This is a genomic window from Paraburkholderia sediminicola (assembly GCF_902859805.1).
Classification (GTDB): domain Bacteria; phylum Pseudomonadota; class Gammaproteobacteria; order Burkholderiales; family Burkholderiaceae; genus Paraburkholderia; species Paraburkholderia sediminicola.
The window spans coordinates 34,235-52,368 of the sequence record NZ_CADIKC010000004.1; the positions used below are offsets into that span (position 1 = coordinate 34,235).

Sequence of the window (18,134 nt, forward strand, 5' to 3'; positions counted from 1 at the left end):
GGTGCGCAGACATCCATCCGAGTCAGCAACGTCTCAACACATAGAAAGACAACCAGATGATTTCCAACGTTCTAATGGTTTGCCACGGAAACCTTTGCCGCAGCCCGATGGCCGCGGCGCTTCTTCAGCAACGCGTCGAGGGGCTACGCGTCTGTTCTGCCGGCCTTGCGGCTGAGGTGGGGCAACCGGCGGCGACCGAGGCCGTCGCGGTACTGTCCGAAATGGGTATCGACATTCAGGCGCATCGCGCCACGCAGTTGACCCAACAGCTCGCGAACGACGCGGAGCTGATTCTGACGATGACCGCGGCGCAGACACGAAGTCTGCAGTCGCTCTATCCGCTGATGCGCGGCCGTATCTTCTCCATCCGCGGCTTCGACGATGCGGATATCGACGACCCGATGGGTTTGCCCATCTCCGCATTCCGCGTGTGTCTCGACGCCCTGAAAGACGGCATCGATTACTGGGCACGGCGACTGAAAAACCTGAACGGATCTTCAGGCGAGCGCGCGTATCCGGAAGCGCTCTGCGTTGGCGGAGGTGCACAGTGAACCCGCCCTATGCGCCGCAGGAAGTCGCCGCCACCGAGAAAGAGTTCAACCTGGCGGCGATGCTCGATGTCTTCGTGCTTTACCGGCATATGATGCTGTGGATTTTTGGAACCCTGGCGGTTCTCGGCATCGCGGCGGTACTGCTGTCGGATCCGCAATACCAGGTCAACATCATCACGCAGGTCGACGAGGGTTCGGCCGCGACCACCGCGTCGTCGCTGCTGGGTCAGGATCTTTCGTCGATGCTCGACGTCAAGTCGTCGGCCGATACGGAAATGCAGGTGCTCCAGTCACGGCTTGTGGTGGCTTCGGCAGTCGACAACCTGCGCCTCGATATCGAGGCGGAGCCCGCCCGTTTTCCGATCATCGGCCGCGCCATCGCAAGATCCAGCAAGGGGCTGTCTCACCCGGGATTTCTGGGCATGGGCGGCTATACGTGGGGTGACGAGAACGCGCGCGTCGAACGCTTTGACGTTCCTCCGGAATTCGAGGGAGAACACTATCGCATGACGATTCTGGACGCCGGAACCTACCGGCTTTCAGGAACCGGTCTCGACCAGGACGTTGTGGGCCGGATCGGCAAGACCGAGACCTTCGTCACCGACGATGGCCCGATCACCTTGCAGGTAAGTGCAATCCACGCGGCCCCGGGCGCCCGCTTCAAGCTCACGCGGCAATCGCGTCTGGAAACGATCGACACGCTTCAACGCAGTCTATCCATCAGTGAATTGGGCAAGGATTCCAACGTTCTGCAGGTGAAACTGCGTGGCAGCGATCCGGTGCTGATCACGGCGATCCTGAACGATATCGCGCGCCACTATGTCGGCCAGAACGAGGATCGCAAGGCGGAACAGGCCGCGCGCTCGCTAACGTTTCTGCGCAGTCAGGTGCCCGACTTGCGTCAGAAACTCGATACGACGGAAAGTGCTTATGCCGTGGTTCGGAGCAAGCTGGGATCGGTGGATCTCGATGGTGAGGCGCGCGCCATCCTGCAGCAATCAGCCGACAATGAGACGCAGATCAGCGCACTTCTGCAAAAACGCGCTGAGGCACTGACCCGCTTTGAACCGACCAATCCGACGGTGGTCGCCCTCGATCATCAGATCAAGGTGCTCCAGTCGCAATCGGCCGGGTTTAATCAACGCATCGACCGTTTGCCGGAGACCCAACGTCAAGTGGTCACGGCACAACGTGACGTCAAGATCAGCAATGACCTGTACGTCGGCTTGCTGAACAACATCGAGCAACTGCAGATTCTGGAGGTGGGACGAATCGGGAACGTCCGCGTTCTCGATAACGCGTTGCTGCCTGACCAGCCGATCCGCTTGTGGCGCCCCGTGTTGTGCCTCGTCGTGATCGTGCTCGCCATGTTTGCAGCGGCCGCCGCCGCGTTTATCCGCGATCTGCTGTTCCGTGGGATTTCCGATTCACACGAGATCGAAGAACAGACCGATCTCAGCGTGTTCTCGGTGGTGCCGATGGCGAACCGCCGGGGCTTCCGATGGACGGGCTACCTGCGCCGCAAAACGCCTGCGCGGCGCCCACTGGCGTTCGTCGATCCAGCCGACCCCGCGATCGAGAGTTTGCGCAGTCTTCGCACGGCCTTGCAGTTTTCGCTGGCCGACTCGGGCAACAAGGTCGTGATGTTCACCGGACCGTCACCCAACATCGGCAAATCGTTTATCGCGTCGAATGTGGCCGCGGTTCTCGCGCGGACCGGCAAACGCGTCCTGTTGATCGACGGTGACCTCAGGCGCTGCGGCTTGAGCCGTGCCTACGGATGCCACTCGGCTGTCGGACTATCTGATGTGATCGCCGATGTCAGCCAGCTGGACGCATCGATCCGTAAGATCGAGCGGTCGACGCTCGACTTTCTCCCGAGCGGATCAATGCCGCCGAATGCGGCCGACCATCTGAGCAGTCCGGGCGTGCCCGAACTTTTCAGCGCACTCGCCTCGCGCTACGACGTAGTGATCGTCGACACCGCCCCGCTCCTCCCGGTGCCCGACGCCGCCATTCTCGCGCCCTATTCCAGCGGCAATGTGTTTCTGGTGGCGCGCGCCTCCATCACCAAGCCGGCGGAACTCGAAGAATGTGCGCGCCGCCTGCGGCAGGTTGGCGTCGACGTGAAAGGCGTGGTGCTCAACGGAATCGACCGGCACGCAGGACGTTTCCGTTACGGCACGACCTACGGGAGCTATCGCTACGCACGCTCGCGAGGCGAAGACGCGCGCCCTGTGATGGACGAGGTGGCGCAATGACGCAGCGACGCCGCGACGCCTGGGCGGCATCGTTGCTGTCCGTCAGTGCGCTCGGATCAGCCGGGCTGGCGTTCGCTGTGCAGGCGACGCTGGCGCGTTCGCTGTCACCTTCGGAATACGGGCAGTTCGCCGCCGCGCTCGCGGTGGTGACGATCATTGCACCGGCGGTCGGCTTTGGCGTGCCGTCCTTCTGGCTGAAGGCATACGGCACCGAAGGATGGGCGGCGAAGCGCTGGATGGAGGCGTCGGTTCGTTTCATCGCCCGCAGCGCACTCATGTGTCTCGTCGCCGCCGCGCTCTGGGCATGGATCGGCACGGCCGACACGCACACCGCCCAACTACTGCTGTCGATGCTTCCCGTGGTGCTGACCCAGGGTGCCATCGAAATGGCCTCGGCGAAACTACAGCTCGAAGAAAGGTTCGGGCGGGTTGCCATGTGGCAGGCGCTGCAACATGCGGGGCGTCTCGCCCTGGTGCTGGCTTGCTGGCAGTTGGGAGCCAGCAGCGAGGCGATTGCGCTTGGTTTCGGCTGCATTGGCGCAATCGTGACACTCGGCGCCTGGCGCTCGGTCGCCGCGCTGCGCCGTGGCGCGGTGGCGTTGATCGGACACGGGCCGGAATCCCCAGCGCGAAGCACGAGCGGGAGTGTGCCGGCACCGTCGATCAATGAACTCTGGCTCAACGCCATGCCCTTCGGTATGGCTAGCCTCCTCTTTTATGCATACGGGCAAAGCGGGCTTGTGATCGTTTCGCACCTCGGCGCGCCGCAGGACGTCGGCGTCTACAGCGTCGCTGTAACCATTCTGACCGCGCTCTATCTGTTGCCAACCGTTCTGTTCCAGAAGCTCCTGATGCCGCGCCTTCATCGTTGGGCCGCGTCGGGCGATGAGCGTCTCGAACGGATGTACCGGGACGGCAATAAATGGATGTTCGTCTCGGGCGTTGTATTGGCCGGCATCGCGGCATTGCTCGCGCCGGTCGTGATTCCACTGGTATTTGGCAAGCAATACGGGCAATCGGTCGATGTGGTCGTGCTCATGACGTTGAGCACCCCGTTCAGATTTCTGACGGTCAGCGCCTCCTCGGTGATGACAACCCGCAATCTGATTCGCGTGCGCAACCGGTGTGCATTCGCCGCCCTGCTTTTCAGCGTGATTGCCGGGGTCATTGGTGTTTCGTTCGCGGGCATCGTAGGTGCGGCGCTTGCATCGATTGCAGGCGAAGTTGTGTGGGCTGTGCTGTCCGTGCTGTGCGCCCGTCACTTCCTGGCTCGTGCACGGAGCGAGCCGGCGCGTGTCGCCGAGGTTGAGCGGGACGCCGATGATGCGGCTCCCTTGCTATCCGAACAGATTCCGGTCAGCGTGATCATTCCATGTTTCAACTGCCGCGATACGGTCGAGCGAGCTGTCCAATCGGTATTCCAGCAGACGTGCCGGCCACGGGAGCTGATCCTCGTCGACGATTGCAGCACCGACGGCACACGTGAAATTCTCGCCGACCTGGTACGGATGTATCCGGCCAACTGGATCCACGTGCTGTTGCAGCCGCGCAATGCCGGACCGGGCGCGGCGCGTAATGCGGCGTGGACAGCAGCGACACAGCCCTACATCGCGTTTCTCGACTCGGATGACAGTTGGCATCCCGCAAAGATGGAGATCCAGTACGGATGGATGCGCGCTCATCCAAAGGCGACGATCACCGGTCATCCCGTGGCGTACCTCGAATCCGGCGAACGCCCTGAATCTCAACCACGGCCCTCAGTCTTCGCGCCGCACCGTGTATCGCGTCAGCGTGTCCTGTTTTCGAACCGCTTCACACCGTCGAGCATTCTGATGCGCGCAGATGTCGGCGCCCGCTTCGATGAGACGAAGCGACATGCCGAAGACTATTTCATGCTGCTCGAAGTCGTGCTGGTGGATGCAGGCCAGGCCTACCTGTTTTCAACGCCGTTTTCGTACATCTACAAGGCGCAGTTCGGCGCGCGAACAGGCCTGAGCGCTCAGCTCTGGAAAATCCAGAAAGGCGAACAGGACAACTACCTCCAGTTCCGCAGACGCAGAGCGATCAGCAATGTCGAATGGCTGTGTTTTTCCCTATTGAGCGCAGTCAAATATTTTCGACGTTGCCTGGTGGCGCGGAGGTTCACGTGAGGAATCGTCCCGCAACCCACGCACCCGCAGGCACCGCAACGCATCAACCGGCCGGGCGAGCGAAATGACTTACTACCTCATTCCCCTGCTGATCTTTTACTTCGGCGTGGCGCTATGCATCGCCTATGGCGGGACCAATCCCGCCGTTGTTCTCACGTGTGCGTTTCCGATGGTGGCGCTGGCCGTTTTGCGCGGCCATACCGGTACCGACACGGCAGCGTATTACCAGGCGTTCACGGACCTCGGCCAGGGCAACGGTTACGGCGCTGAACCGCTATTCAACGCGTATGCGCAGTTTCTCTGGGCCATCGATCCCGACCCGCGCTTTGTCGTCAACAGCATTTCCATGACGACGGCGCTGCTATTGCTGTGGTCCATCTCCAGCAGCCGCTTTGGCATCTGGTTCGGCGGACTCGTGCTCGTACCCGGCATGTTCTACGAGTTGACCATGAATGTCATGCGATTCGGTCTGGCGTCGGCAATCTTTCTGCTTGCGACTCGCGTTTCGCCTCACCAGAAGCCGCTTCGATACGTCATTTACGCATTGATTGGTACCTGTGTGCATTTTTCTTCGGCGCTGCTGTTTCTGCTTTTCATTGCAACGACCCGGCGCGGTCACACGCTGATGTTTGTCGGCGTGGCGGTTGCCGTCATCGCCGGCTCACTGTTGATGCCCGACTACTTCGCCGACAAGACCAGTCTCTACACCGGCATATCGGCCCCGAACGCCACGTCGGGATTGCTCTTTCTGCTGATCCAGATACTGATGCTGGGCGTGATGATCGTGTACCGGCGGCAATTCGCCATTCCGCCCATCGGTTGGCTGATCTGTACGGTGCTGGCAGCCGCGCTGTACGGCATGACTCAGGTGACCTATGCAGGCATCCGCTTCCAGCTGATCCTCGTGTTCCTCATGTTGGTCGTGCTCTGGCGTCAGTTTTCTCCATCGACGGGACGCATGCGGACCAATCTCGCGACGTGGCTGTTCCTCATCGGACTGATCGCGCTCGCGGGACGCATCCACAACATGACCGATGAAGAAGGACACGGCGAGTCTCCATTCCTGCCGTATCAGACGGCTCCAGCAATCCAGCAACTAGGGTGAGCGATCATGCGACAGAAAATCGTACACGTAACGGAAGCACTGGGCGGCGGTGTGCTGCATTGCGTTGCTCTGCTGGCCAATCGTCAGGCAGCGGCAGGCGACGATGTCGTCGTGCTGCATTCCGTGCGGCAGGACACGCCGCCGGCTGCGAAGCTGAATGAATTGTTCGATCCGAGAGTGCGGCGGCAGGTCGTGGACATGCGCACCCGTATCGGCGCTCACGATATTGTGAGCGTGTTCCGGGTCCTTATCGAACTGTTTCGGGAACGCCCGGACATCGTTCATCTTCACTCGTCGAAAGCCGCCGCATTGGGGCGGATCGCGGCGTGCGTTCTCGGCATCACGTCGCGCACCATCTATTCGCCGCACGGATTCGCCTTTCTCAAGGAAGACATCTCGCCGCTCAAGATCTCGCTGTTTTTGCTGATCGAACGGATGCTGCATGCAGCGGGTGGCCACATCGTTGCCTGTTCGAAGAGTGAATTGCGTTATGCGCGGATGTTGCTGTTGCGTGCAGAACGCACGAGCCTTGTCGAGAACGCGGTGAAGCTCGATGAATTCCGTCTGGACGGTCGCAGAAAGGCGGATGAACAGGTGGTCGTATGCACGTCGGCGCGCGTCACTTATCAGAAGGCGCCATGGCGATTCACGCGCCTGGCTCAACGCTTCTCTGGCACATCGAAGGCTCGCTTCATGTGGTTTGGCGACGGTGAGGCCGACGCGATCGACAACTGGATCGACCGTGACGCCGTTGAGTTGAGTGGCTGGATTCCCGCAGCGGACCTTCGACGACGACTTCTGCAGTGCGATATCTTCGTGCTGCCTTCGCTATGGGAAGGCATGCCGATCGCACTGATCGAAGCGCAGGCGGCCGGACTCCCTGCGGTGGCGAGTCGCATCGTCGGCAACCGCGATGTCATCGTCCACGGCGTGACGGGTTTTCTCGCGAACGATGATGAAGAGCTGGCGCACTACACCCAACGTTTAATCGACGATGCAGATCTGCGGCAACGGATGGGTGCCGCCGCGAGCGCGCACGCCCGGGCCCGCTTTGGCGACTCGCAGCTCTTCCGCTCTTACGTGGGGATCTACCGGCGACTGCTGACGCCGATACAAGGTCACAGCTTACCGGCCGTGACGCATGGTCTTTCCCATGAGGTTCCAAAATGAACGCGCGTGAAACCGAAGCCGCTCCCGTCGTCGCATCAAGTTCTCCTCCTATTCGATCGTCCCAGGTCGGCAACGTGCCACTTGCGACCGTCCGTCGCGAGACATGCATCGCGTTCTTCGGATTCTATGGACGGCACAACTTCGGCGACGACCTGTTCGGATATCTGCTGCAATCGATGTCGATCAGAACACCGGGGATTCGCCCACTGATAGTCGGCGCATCGCCCGCGTGTGAATTGACGCATCCGTTCCACTTGCCGGTTGCGCGAGCATTGTGGGCGCGCCCCGGGGCAATCGGCGCGGTGGCACGGTCGGTGACCTATGTGGCGGCCATCCTGCGAGCCCGGGCGGCGATCTTCGGCGGCGGCTCGTTATTCGGCGCCAATGCGTCGCTGCCCTTTGCGAAACTGATCGTCAATGCGGGGCGGCGGCTCAACAGGCCCGTCGCCGCGCTCGGGGTGTCGGTTGGACCATTCGAATCGGCGGAGCGGCGCCACGCGTTTGCGCGTGTTCTTGACGCGATGCCGTCCATTGCGGTCCGCGACGAAGCCTCGGTCCGGGCGGTCGCCGACGCGACGGGATCGCCGCCTGCCAACCTTAAGGACCTTGCGTTCGCGTTGCCGGCGCTCTATGCGCCAAAGCGAAGTCAGCAGGATCGACGTACCCTGATCGTGTCCATTCATCTGCGGCAGTATATGGACGCAGCGCTGGCCATCCTCGCCAGGGTCGACAGCCTGCACCTCGTTGATGAAGTACTGTTCGTCTCGCTGGACGACGAGAGCGTTGCGGTAACTGGAGACATTGCTCGCCTGTTCTCGCCTTCGAACGTCTCTGTGAGCCGCTTTCAATACGGCGATTCGATTACCGAGGTTGTCGATCTATTTGCCGCGGCCACGTGTGTCGTTACCTCGAAGTTGCACGGCGCTATTGTCAGCTTCGTGTACGACGTTCCTGTCATGCTGTTCTGCTATCAGCGCAAGTGTGTGGAATTCCTGCTGGACAATGCATTGCCGGGACCTCAGGAACCGCAACCGCCGGAGGACGTATGCGTGAGACACGTCACGGAGCTTCTTTCGCGTGACGGCCGTAAGCAACGATATTCGAACGCTGGATGGCATCTCGACCAGTTCACGCAGTTCATCTCCGCTATCGGCAACGCAAAGAAACACACTGGCTGAAGGATCGAAAACGTGGCGACGCAGGGGAGCGTATGGTTCTCTCCCCAGCATCGCCACTCCAGCGACTTTTATACTTGCAGTTCGGCCATACGGCTGGCGAGATAATCGCTGAAGTCTGCCGAGACCTCGGGATGGCGCAGTGCGAACTCCACGGTCGCCTTCAAGTAGCCGAGCTTGCTGCCGCAATCGAAGCGCGCACCCTCATATCGATAGGCTAAAACCTGCTCATCGTGGAGCAATGACTGGATCGCATCCGTCAGTTGCAACTCGCCGCCGCTGCCTGGCCGCAATGCACGCAGATGCTCAAAAATCCTGGGCTTCAGCACATAGCGGCCCACCACGCCGTAACGCGAGGGCGCGTCCGCGGGTGCGGGCTTCTCGACGATACCCGACAGCTTGAAGATATTCTCCTCCCATTGTTTGCCGTCGATCACGCCATAAGACTTCGACTCGTCCGGCGCAATCTCTTCGACACCCAGTACCGACGTATGGTAATGGTCGAATACGTCGATCATCTGCCGCAGGACAGGCGGTTTGCCGTCCAGCAGGTCGTCGGCTAGCACGACGGCAAACGGACTGTCGCCGACGAGCTTTTCGGCACACAGTACGGCATGCCCCAGACCCAGCGCTTCGGCCTGGCGAACATAGAAACAGTCGACATGGCTTGGCTTGATGCTACGCACGAGCGACAGCAGTTTCTCCTTTCCACGTGCCTCGAGCTCCGCTTCGATCTCGTAGGACTTGTCGAAATGATCCTCGATGGCCCGCTTGCTGCGCCCCGTCACAAAGATCATTTCGGTGATCCCTGCCGCTATCGCTTCTTCGACTGCATATTGAATCAACGGTTTATCGACAATGGGCAACATCTCTTTCGGGCTTGCTTTTGTTGCAGGAAGAAAGCGGGTGCCGAGTCCCGCCACGGGAAAAACGGCTTTCGTTACTTTAAGCATGGGACTTGAATCTCGCGTGTGGAATGATCAGGCGTTAATTCGGGAATATGGGCGCCCGGCCGTAAAAAGAACCTGCCCGCATGAAGCCAGAATCCGGGCAGGTTTAACCGAGGCATGTAGAGTTCGCCGGGCGCGGCAAACCCCGGACAAGTATCGTCTGCCAGTAGCCGGATCGTGTGGGGTCTTGTCGGATCACACTGAGCAATTGACGGAACGCTACAGTAATGTCATTTAACAGAGCCGCTAATTGCGCTCAAAAAAATTCGCTCGCAAATCGACCCGTGAAACAGGCACGGCTGATACCGAACATTGGCGGAATGAATCAAGCTTTTGTCACAGACGAGCATGTCCGCGCGGGTAAGCTTCGCATAGGTATATCGCCGGGAAGTGGTCGGTGATGAAACGTCAACCTTCGCATGCAAGACAGAACATTGACCAAGAAATCAGATAGCCTGCAGGCGATCGCCGCATTCAACCAGTCGTATCTCCTGCTCGCGCAGCGGATGCTTGCGGAAGATCGTGAGCAGGCAAAACGTGCACTCGGACTATCCGATTCGATGGCAACACGGATCTGTTCGTTGACAGCGTCCGAGATCGAAGTCCTCGCCGAGAGCTCGGACGTGATCTGTCAATTCCGAGTTGACGCAGCGCCCGGACGGGCGTGACAGCTGCCCGCCGACCTACCTCGTACGTCTGCTCGATCAACATGACAATCTCGGGAAACTGCCGCGGATGATCCACCGCGCATGACAACATTTAACCTGACAACCCCGTCTGCCGTCCGTCTGAAAGGCACTATAGTAGAGAGGACTTCCAGCCAGCAGAAGGAGTTCGAGTATGAAAGCACGCACCTATCGCATCGCAGCTACGGGGATGCTGATCGCAGCATTGCTACCTGTCCCGGCCGCCCAGGCGCAGCTCGGTAACCTGCTTAATCAGGGCTCGGGTGGTGGGTCGTCCGGTGGCCTCGGGAGCCTCGGCGGCATGGGCAGTGCCTTGTCAGGCCAGTCATTGACTTCCGGCAGCACCAGCAACGTCGCGGGTGTGCTGGAGTTCTGCATCAAGAACAACTATCTCAGCGGCGGCAGCGCGTCTTCAGTCAAGGACTCGCTGATGAGCAAACTTCCCGGCGGTTCCAGTTCGGCCTCGACGGACAGCGGCTATACCAGCGGCGCCAAGGGCATTCTGAGCAGCGGCGACGGCAAGCAACTGGACCTGAGCGGTGGCGGTCTGAAAGAACAGGTCACGAAACAGGTCTGCGACAAGATTCTCGCCCAGGGAAAATCCTTGCTGTGAGCGGGTGTGGAACATGTTGATGCAGAACACGGAATCCGATACGCCCCTCGATCTGCCCACACACAGTTCGCCATGGACCCTCTTCTGCATTTTCCTGCGGCTCGGCCTGACCTCGTTCGGCGGCCCTGCCGCACATCTTGGCTACTTCCGCGACGAGTTCGTCAAGCGCCGTCGTTGGCTCGACGAACACACGTTTAGCGATCTGGTCGCGCTGTGCCAGTTTCTGCCGGGTCCCGGCAGCAGCCAGGTCGGTATCGCGATCGGCCGCTTTCGTGGCGGCATCGCGGGGGCGCTCGCGGCCTGGCTAGGCTTCACGCTGCCGTCAGTGCTGTTGATGGTCGCGTTTGCCTACGGTTTTACCCATCTGGCAGAGGCGAACGGACTTCATCTGCTGCGCGGCCTCAAGCTTGCAGCGGTAGCTGTCGTTGCACAGGCAGTCTGGTCGATGGGACGTACGCTCTGCCCCGACCGTGCCCGCGTCACGATCGCGGTGGCGTCGGCCATTGCGGTGATCGTGCTCGGCGCAACCTATGGACAGATCGCATCGATCGTCGTGGCGGGCGTCGCCGGCGCCCTGCTTCTGAAATCGTCGACCGAGGTGCCGCGCGCACCGCTAGGCATGCCCGGCACGAAGACCGGCGCTGCTATTTGCCTCACCGTTTTCGGGCTGTTGCTGTTCGGCCTGCCCGCCGCGGCCGCCTTGCTGCATGCGTATCCACTCGACCTGTTCGCGGCGTTCTACCGGGTCGGCTCGCTGGTGTTCGGCGGCGGCCATGTCGTGCTGCCTTTGCTCGAAGCGGTCGTCGTGCCGCGCGGCTGGCTCTCGACCAATTCTTTCATGGCCGGCTACGGTGCAGCCCAGGCGATACCGGGGCCGCTGTTCACTTTCGCGGCGTTTCTAGGCGCCGCCAGCACCGGTTATCCGGCGGGTATAACCGGCGCGCTGATCGCCACTGTCGCAATTTTTCTGCCGTCGTTTCTACTGGTCGGCGCCGCGTTGCCGCTGTGGGGCGAACTGCGGGCATTCGCTTCGATGCGCCGGGCGATGGCCGGCATCAACGCTGCCGTGGTCGGCATTCTGCTCGCCGCGCTCTACGATCCCGTATGGACCAGCGCGGTGCACAGTGGGCGCGATTTCGCGCTGGTTATCGTGGCGCTCGCGTTGCTCGGCTGGTGGCGCCTTCCTTCATGGGCCGTGGTGCTGCTCACGGCGCTGCTCGCGTGGTGGGTCGTCTGAGTCCTCGTCCACCATCATTACCGGCGTGAACCGGTGGAAAAAACGCGGATGCATCGACCTCAGGCGCGAAATCTGCTGCTCGATAGACCCGTTGATCGCATAGGCCGGATTCGCCCTGCTGCAGGCCGGTTCAGGCACGCGACTTCAACGGCCCAAACGGGGCGACCGGTAACGCTTTCCCTAGCAGGCAAGCGGGTCCCGTCCGTCGAACGAAAAGGAGAAAAACGATGACCCTGCTCATTTATCTCGTAGGTTGGATCATTCTGATAGGCGGCGTGGCGTGGGGACTGATGGCGCTGCATGTTGCACAACATACGATCGCGATCGTCGCGGTCATCATGCTCGGCCTTGCGGTGATCACGGGCGCCACGCGGGCCCGTAACCGCGACCGGTCGTAGCGCCGTGCACGGTCTCATTCCCGCCTTACATTTTGTCATGCTATGATGCGAATCATTCTCATTTACAAAGACGCCGCATCCATCGATCCGGCGCGTCCGGTAGGCCATGGCGGCAAACGAATCGGCTCTGCATCACGAGATGCAGGCGCTCTACAGCAATCATCACGGCTGGCTCCACGCATGGCTGCGTAAGAAGCTCGGCTGCGCGCATCGTGCGGCCGACCTTGCGCACGACACCTTCGTTCGTCTGCTCGCCCGCGATGAACCGCTCGCCCTGGAAGAACCGCGTGCGTTCCTGACGACCGTCGCGCAACGCGTGATAGCCAACTACTGGCGTCGCGAGCAGATCGAGCGCGCTTATCTGGAAGCATTGGCGCTCGCCCCCGAAAGTTTTGCGCCCTCACCGGAAGACCGCGCGCTGCTTCTTGAAGCGCTGTGTGAAATCGACAGTCTGCTGGAACGGCTGCCGGTCGCCGTCAAGCGTGCGTTTCTGCTCGCCCAACTCGACGGCTTGAGCCATGCCGAGATCGCCGCGCAACTGAAGCTGTCCGTCTCGACCGTGAAACGCCATCTGGTGCGCGCCGGCGCGCAGTGCTTTTTTGCACTCAGCGCGGCCTGACGGATCGACAGATGAACGCGAGCGCGCGACCCGATATTCCGCAGCACATCGCCCTGCGCGCCGTAGAGTGGTGGATGGAACTGCAATCCGGCGCGACCACGCGCGCGCAGCAACTCGCGCTGACGCGCTGGCGCGCGGAGCATCCCGATCATGAGCGTGCCTGGCAACACATCTGCAGCGTCAGCAGCCGCTTCCGGGGCCTCGCTGAAACCGGCGAGGGCAACGCAGGCGCAGGTCGCGCGGCGGCCGCACGCGCTGCGCTGACGCGTCCCGGCTCGGCGAAGCGCCGCGCAAGTGTCAAAGTCCTCGCGACGCTGCTGTTCGCCGGCGGCGCGACATGGATTGCCGGTGAACACGTGCCGTGGCGCGCATGGAACGCGGATGCGCGCACGGCGCTCGGTGAACGCCGCACCATGACGCTTGCCGACGGCACCCGCCTGACACTGAACACTGACAGCGCTGTCGATATCCGTTTCAGCAATGCCGAGCGCCGCGTGCACCTGATCCAAGGTGAAATCATGATCGCGACCGGTCACAGCGAGCGTGAGCGGCGGCCCTTCATCGTCGAGACCGCGCAAGGCAGTTTGCAGCCGTTGGGCACACGCTTCGCCGTCAGACAACAGAGTGCGCTCTGCCGCCTCGATGTGTTCGAAGGCGCCGTGCGGATCAATCCATTCGACGCGCCCGGTCTCGCGCCGGTCGTCCATGCCGGCCAACGCGCCCGCTTTACACGTGATGACATCAGCGCGGTCGAACCAATCAACGAGAACGATGCAGCATGGACGGATGGCCTGATCGTCGCGAGCGGCATGCGGCTCGGCGACTTCGTGAACGAGCTCGACCGTTACCGCGCGGGGCATCTGAGCTGCGATCCCTCTGTGGCCGGTTTGCGGCTTTCGGGCACCTTCCCGCTCGCCGACACCGACCTCGTGCTCGACACCCTGGCGAGAACCTTGCCGGTTCAGGTCGTATTCATCACACGCTACTGGGGCACCGTGCGCGCGGCTCGCTCTTAAAACCGGCTTGCGCTACCGGCGCCGAAATTTTTTCGTCTGTTGTGAGCTGTTTTCGAATCTCGCGTGACAAGGGAGATGAGAGCAACACATCGTCTACCTTCCTGCGAGCTTTGAACATGGGACAGCATCGAAAGACCGGCGCCGGCAATGGCAGCCGTAGCAGCCGTGGCGCGTTGCGCGGGCGACAGCCGGCACACTTCGCGCGGCATATTGCAACGGCCGCTCTGATCTCGGCGGGACTGCCGTTCAATATCGCGCTGGCCGCCGATGCGCCATCCGCTTCGGCAGCGTCGCCGCGCAAGAGCTACGACATCCCGGCTGGTCCGCTAGAAGCCGCGCTCAATCGCTTCGGACGCGAGAGCGGACTGCTGCTGTCGTTTCCAGCGGCGCTGACGGACGGCCGCACGAGTGAGGGTCTGCGCGGCGAGTACGGCATAGGGGACGGCTTCGATCGAATCCTGCGTGGCACGGGGCTCGTCGCGGTGCAGCAGTCCAATGGCAGCTATACGCTGGTGCAGCGCGTTGAGCCGTCGGCGGACACTGGCAACGGGAGCGGCCCCACCCTCCCCGCCGTGACCGTCAGTTCGTCGACCGTGAAAGCCGGCAGCTACCGCCCACCTGTCGACGCAGTGGTGACGCGTTCGGATACGCCGGTGCTCGACACGGCGCAGGCCGTCAATATCGTGCCGGCCCAGGTATTGCACGATCAGCGTCCGCGCAATCTGGACGATGCGCTCGCGAACGTGAGCGGGATCGTACAAGGCAATACGCTGGCCGGCACCCAGGACACCTTGCTCAAGCGCGGCTTTGGCGGCAATCGCGACGGTTCGATCATGCACAACGGCATGCCGCTCGTGCAGGGACGCGCGCTGAACGCAGCCGCCGATAGTGTCGAAGTACTCAAAGGCCCGACTTCGTTGCTGTACGGAATCATGGATCCGGGCGGCGTTGTCAACGTGGTGAGCAAGCAACCCTTGCTCAAACCGTATCACGCGATCTCCGTGCTCGGCTCGACCTACGGGCATGGCCGCAATGGAGCCGGCGCGACGTTCGATACGACCGGGCCGATCGGCGACTCCGGCCTCGCCTACCGGCTGGTCGTCGATCAGACCGACGAACAATACTGGCGCAACTTCGGCGAACATCGCGAGACACTCGTGGCACCGTCGCTCGCTTGGTATGGGCGCGATACGCAGGTGGTGGTGTCGTACGAATATCGAAAGTTTCTCTATCCGTTCGACCGCGGCACAGCGCTCGACCCAAAGACCAACAAGCCGCTCGCCATCTCGAGCCGCGAACGTCTCGACGAACCGTTCAACGAAATGGACGGCGAATCGAACCTCGCACAGATCAGCGTCGACCATCAGATCAACGCCAACTGGAAGGCGCACTTCGGCTACAGCTACAACCGCGAGACCTACGATGCGGGACAGTTACGCGTGCAAGGGATCAACAGCACGACCGGCGCCGTGTCGCGCAGCAACGATGCGACGCATGGCGCGCTCAGCACGGACAGCTACGCGATCGCCTATGTGGACGGCCATTTCGACATTGCCGGTTTGCGCAACGATTTGCAGGTCGGTGTCGACGACGAATACCGCCGCATCTATCGCAAAGATCTGCTGCGCCAGGCCACGAAATATCCGTTCAACTATTTCCATCCGGTCTACGGGCTGGAGAGTCCGTCGACCACGGTGTCGGCGAGCGACAGCGATCAGACCGACACGCTGCACGACCGCTCGCTCTTCTTCCAGGACAGTTTGCACCTCACCGACAAATGGATTCTGATCGGCGGCGCGCGCTTTCTAAGCTACAACCAGATTGCGGGAAAGGGCCGGCCCTTTGTCGTCAATACGGACATTAACGGCACCAAATGGCTGCCGCGCGCGGGCGTAGTTTACAAATGGACCGACACGGTGTCGCTCTACGGCAGCTATACGCAGTCGCTCAAACCCACTTCGACAATCGCGCCGCTGTCTTCGGGCGTCGTGATCGATTCATCGGTGCTGCCTGAGGAAGCCACTTCGTGGGAGCTCGGCGCCAAAGTGGCGATGCCCAACGGCCTGAGCGGCACGCTGGCGTTGTTCAATATCGACAAAAAGAACGTGCTGGTCCAGCAGTACAACGACGCCACCAAGCAGACCGACTGGCGTACGGCGGGCAAAGCGCGTTCGCGCGGCGTGGAACTCGACGTGGCCGGCCAGATCGGGCAGCACTGGAGCCTGATCGCGAGCTACGCGTACATCGACGCGAAGACCACAGAGGACCCGCTTTACGCCGGCAAGCGTTTATGGAATGCGCCGCAGAATACCGCATCGCTTGCGGCCGTGTACGACTTCGGCACGATCTTCGGCGGCGATCAGTTGCGAGTCGGCGCCGGCGCGCATTACGTCGGCCCGCGCCCGGGCGATTCGGCCAACAGCTTTACGCTACCGGCTTACACCGTCGCCGACGCTTTCGCCACGTACGAGACGAAACTTGGCAATCGGCATCTGTCGTTCCAGCTCAACGTGAAAAATCTGTTCAACAAGACCTATTACCCGTCGAGCGTGAACAAGTATTTCGTATCGGTTGGCGACGCACGTCAGGTCTCTTTACTATCGACGCTCGAGTTCTAGGCCACGCCGACATCGCGCCTCACACGCAATACACGCATTCACTTGATCGGCACGGGACAGGAATCGTCATGAAACATCAGAATCACCGCGCTGAACAAAGCTCAGCGCCCAAACGTAAACGCCGGACATTTCTCACCGCAGCAGCGGGCCTTGGCGCCCTGCTGGCTGTCACGACACCTGCGGCGCGCGCGACAACGAGCGGCCCACGCACGGGCAAGAAGATCGTGATGGTCGTGCAACTCAACGGACCGAGCCTGGCTATCGACCAAAAGATCGCGGCACACCTGGAAGCGCGAGGTTATAACGTGCGCATGCTGGACCAGGCACAACCGCCGGAGGTAGTTGGCGACGCGGATCTCGTCGTCATTTCATCCACGGTCTCATCGAAACAGGTCGTGGGAGGCTGGCGCTACCTGGCCAAACCGTTGTTGACATGGGAGAACGATTTACTTGACGACTTCGCGATGACGGGCAAGCGTCACGACGTCGATTTCGGCGAAGCGGAGAAGGAGCGTTACTTGTGGCTGGTCAACGCACCGCACCCGATCGCGGCTGGTTTGCCGGCAGGCGTAACGAACGTCTATGTCAAACAGGCCGCGATGAGTTGGGGCAAACCAGGCTTGGGCGCAACGACGATTGCAACGCTGTATGGCCAACCGGAAAAGGCGGCGATCTTCGCGTACGAGAAAGGCGCGACGATGGACTACGAATCACTGGCCCCCGCGCGCCGCGTGATGTTTTTCCTGAACAACGACACCTTCACCAACTTGTCGCCGACGGGAAACAACCTCTTCGACGCAGCAGTGGACTGGGCGACCGGCCTAAGTTGAAGAACAAAAACCAAAGCGCCGGAAAAAACGAGCACAAAACCGCACAACCGGTTTTACGAACGCCTCTTCGGCGCGCGCAGCGCCGCCGGAAGCATGACACGCTTGTCACAAGCAGGCGCACGGGCACGAACCCAGATTCCAGATGCACCACTACCCGTAGCAGACCATGGTGCCCACTTAGCAGGAGTGGTTTGAGCCGCTTTCTTTTGCCTACTTTTCTTTGCGGCAAGCAAAGAAAAGTAGGTGCCGCCCCGCACAGGGGCAACGCTAATAGACCAATAACAAATCAAGGAAAGGCCAACACCGCAGAAGTCCGGACACAACATCAATTAGAAGCCGCAGCAGCCTGATCAGCCACAGAAGCCCCAGCAGTCTTCAAAGCGCCAGCGCCATCGTCACCATGCTGAATAGCATAAATCTCCCGATTCCGGGCAATCTCCTTAGCCGTAGGCGGATAGTCATTATTAGACGTAGGCACGACCCCTTCAGCCTGAGCCTGCTTCAACTGAGCAATAACATCAGCCCTGGTCAACCCTGACGGATTTGATTGAGCAAACGCAGTAGCCCCAAACGGCAGGCTAAGAGCAGCAACAGCAATAGCGGTAAGTAATTTCATGATGTCTCTCCGATGAAGTGCAAGAAGTGAGTGGCTTGAACCACGCTTCCCATTCTTGTCATTTCAGCTGTCGGAGCACTGACCCGGAGATTACCGTTCTGTTATCTACACACCGGGCCTGACCGCAAACCCAAAAACG

At 61.0% G+C, this 18,134-nt stretch carries 16 protein-coding genes; 14 read left to right on the top strand and 2 right to left on the bottom strand.

The features are described from left to right. Nucleotides 1–56: 56 nt before the first annotated feature. The 6 genes from R8871_RS16200 (at nucleotide 57) to R8871_RS16225 (ending at nucleotide 8,415) form a co-directional block, all read left to right on the top strand. The gene (locus tag R8871_RS16200; RefSeq protein ID WP_175051358.1) at nucleotides 57–551 is read left to right on the top strand and encodes an arsenate reductase/protein-tyrosine-phosphatase family protein; all 495 of its coding nucleotides are present in this window, start codon (nucleotides 57–59) and stop codon (nucleotides 549–551) included. Continuing rightward, nucleotides 548–2,812 (top strand): polysaccharide biosynthesis tyrosine autokinase, encoded by a 2,265-nt coding sequence (locus tag R8871_RS16205; protein WP_175051359.1) that lies wholly within the window; start codon nucleotides 548–550, stop codon nucleotides 2,810–2,812. Before R8871_RS16200 ends, R8871_RS16205 begins: the two co-directional genes overlap by 4 nt. Continuing rightward, nucleotides 2,809–4,962: a glycosyltransferase gene (locus R8871_RS16210; RefSeq protein ID WP_175051360.1), complete on the top strand. Its 2,154-nt coding sequence runs from the start codon at nucleotides 2,809–2,811 to the stop codon at nucleotides 4,960–4,962. The genes R8871_RS16205 and R8871_RS16210 overlap by 4 nt, the downstream gene beginning before the upstream one ends. Nucleotides 4,963–5,026: 64 nt before the next feature. Then, a complete protein-coding gene (locus R8871_RS16215; protein WP_175051361.1) occupies nucleotides 5,027–6,067 on the top strand; it encodes an EpsG family protein in 1,041 nt (346 codons plus the stop codon). 6 nt (nucleotides 6,068–6,073) lie between these two features. Beyond that, a complete protein-coding gene (locus R8871_RS16220) occupies nucleotides 6,074–7,237 on the top strand; it encodes a glycosyltransferase (protein WP_175051362.1) in 1,164 nt (387 codons plus the stop codon). Next, the gene (locus R8871_RS16225) at nucleotides 7,234–8,415 is read left to right on the top strand and encodes a polysaccharide pyruvyl transferase family protein (protein ID WP_175051363.1); all 1,182 of its coding nucleotides are present in this window, start codon (nucleotides 7,234–7,236) and stop codon (nucleotides 8,413–8,415) included. Before R8871_RS16220 ends, R8871_RS16225 begins: the two co-directional genes overlap by 4 nt. Before the next feature lie 68 nt (nucleotides 8,416–8,483). On the opposite strand, the gene galU is transcribed toward R8871_RS16225, so the two are convergent. Further along, a complete protein-coding gene (gene galU, locus R8871_RS16230; protein WP_175051364.1) occupies nucleotides 8,484–9,365 on the bottom strand; it encodes a UTP--glucose-1-phosphate uridylyltransferase GalU in 882 nt (293 codons plus the stop codon). A 431-nt stretch (nucleotides 9,366–9,796) separates the two neighbouring features. Between galU and R8871_RS16235 the strand changes: the two genes are divergently transcribed. The 8 genes from R8871_RS16235 to R8871_RS16270 all read left to right on the top strand — a co-directional run bounded on the left by R8871_RS16235 (nucleotide 9,797) and on the right by R8871_RS16270 (nucleotide 17,379). Next, nucleotides 9,797–10,030: a flagellar transcriptional regulator FlhD gene (locus R8871_RS16235; RefSeq protein WP_246287599.1), complete on the top strand. Its 234-nt coding sequence runs from the start codon at nucleotides 9,797–9,799 to the stop codon at nucleotides 10,028–10,030. Nucleotides 10,031–10,202: 172 nt separating this feature from the next. Then, complete coding sequence (locus tag R8871_RS16240; protein WP_175051366.1) at nucleotides 10,203–10,661, top strand: DUF2501 domain-containing protein; 459 nt, start codon at nucleotides 10,203–10,205, stop codon at nucleotides 10,659–10,661. 19 nt (nucleotides 10,662–10,680) lie between these two features. Further along, nucleotides 10,681–11,898 (top strand): chromate efflux transporter, encoded by a 1,218-nt coding sequence (chrA, locus tag R8871_RS16245; protein WP_175051367.1) that lies wholly within the window; start codon nucleotides 10,681–10,683, stop codon nucleotides 11,896–11,898. A 227-nt stretch (nucleotides 11,899–12,125) separates the two neighbouring features. Next, nucleotides 12,126–12,296: a hypothetical protein gene (locus R8871_RS16250; RefSeq protein ID WP_171928376.1), complete on the top strand. Its 171-nt coding sequence runs from the start codon at nucleotides 12,126–12,128 to the stop codon at nucleotides 12,294–12,296. A gap of 106 nt (nucleotides 12,297–12,402) precedes the next feature. Next, a complete protein-coding gene (locus tag R8871_RS16255; RefSeq protein ID WP_171928377.1) occupies nucleotides 12,403–12,915 on the top strand; it encodes a sigma-70 family RNA polymerase sigma factor in 513 nt (170 codons plus the stop codon). An 11-nt stretch (nucleotides 12,916–12,926) separates the two neighbouring features. Further along, entirely contained in the window at nucleotides 12,927–13,931 is a 1,005-nt protein-coding gene (locus R8871_RS16260) for a FecR domain-containing protein (RefSeq protein WP_175051368.1), read from the top strand. 116 nt (nucleotides 13,932–14,047) lie between these two features. After that, entirely contained in the window at nucleotides 14,048–16,549 is a 2,502-nt protein-coding gene (locus R8871_RS16265; RefSeq protein ID WP_175051369.1) for a TonB-dependent siderophore receptor, read from the top strand. Between the two features lie 68 nt (nucleotides 16,550–16,617). Further along, complete coding sequence (locus R8871_RS16270) at nucleotides 16,618–17,379, top strand: hypothetical protein (RefSeq protein ID WP_175051370.1); 762 nt, start codon at nucleotides 16,618–16,620, stop codon at nucleotides 17,377–17,379. Between the two features lie 325 nt (nucleotides 17,380–17,704). Here the strand turns inward: R8871_RS16270 and R8871_RS16275 are convergent, their stop codons facing one another. Further along, entirely contained in the window at nucleotides 17,705–17,995 is a 291-nt protein-coding gene (locus R8871_RS16275; RefSeq protein WP_175051371.1) for a DUF4148 domain-containing protein, read from the bottom strand. Between the last annotated feature and the right edge of the window lie 139 nt (nucleotides 17,996–18,134).

Excerpts from the sequence above, each read along its gene's own strand:
- R8871_RS16225 (WP_175051363.1), top strand. The coding sequence starts at position 7,234 with ATGAACGCGCGTGAAACCGAAGCCGCTCCCGTCGTCGCATCAAGTTCT.
- R8871_RS16210 (WP_175051360.1), top strand. The coding sequence starts at position 2,809 with ATGACGCAGCGACGCCGCGACGCCTGGGCGGCATCGTTGCTGTCCGTC.
- chrA (WP_175051367.1), top strand. The coding sequence starts at position 10,681 with ATGCAGAACACGGAATCCGATACGCCCCTCGATCTGCCCACACACAGT.
- R8871_RS16265 (WP_175051369.1), top strand. The coding sequence starts at position 14,048 with ATGGGACAGCATCGAAAGACCGGCGCCGGCAATGGCAGCCGTAGCAGC.
- galU (WP_175051364.1), bottom strand. The coding sequence starts at position 9,365 with ATGCTTAAAGTAACGAAAGCCGTTTTTCCCGTGGCGGGACTCGGCACC.
- R8871_RS16200 (WP_175051358.1), top strand. The coding sequence starts at position 57 with ATGATTTCCAACGTTCTAATGGTTTGCCACGGAAACCTTTGCCGCAGC.
- R8871_RS16215 (WP_175051361.1), top strand. The coding sequence starts at position 5,027 with ATGACTTACTACCTCATTCCCCTGCTGATCTTTTACTTCGGCGTGGCG.
- R8871_RS16275 (WP_175051371.1), bottom strand. The coding sequence starts at position 17,995 with ATGAAATTACTTACCGCTATTGCTGTTGCTGCTCTTAGCCTGCCGTTT.
- R8871_RS16260 (WP_175051368.1), top strand. The coding sequence starts at position 12,927 with ATGAACGCGAGCGCGCGACCCGATATTCCGCAGCACATCGCCCTGCGC.
- R8871_RS16250 (WP_171928376.1), top strand. The coding sequence starts at position 12,126 with ATGACCCTGCTCATTTATCTCGTAGGTTGGATCATTCTGATAGGCGGC.
- R8871_RS16220 (WP_175051362.1), top strand. The coding sequence starts at position 6,074 with ATGCGACAGAAAATCGTACACGTAACGGAAGCACTGGGCGGCGGTGTG.
- R8871_RS16255 (WP_171928377.1), top strand. The coding sequence starts at position 12,403 with ATGGCGGCAAACGAATCGGCTCTGCATCACGAGATGCAGGCGCTCTAC.
- R8871_RS16240 (WP_175051366.1), top strand. The coding sequence starts at position 10,203 with ATGAAAGCACGCACCTATCGCATCGCAGCTACGGGGATGCTGATCGCA.
- R8871_RS16270 (WP_175051370.1), top strand. The coding sequence starts at position 16,618 with ATGAAACATCAGAATCACCGCGCTGAACAAAGCTCAGCGCCCAAACGT.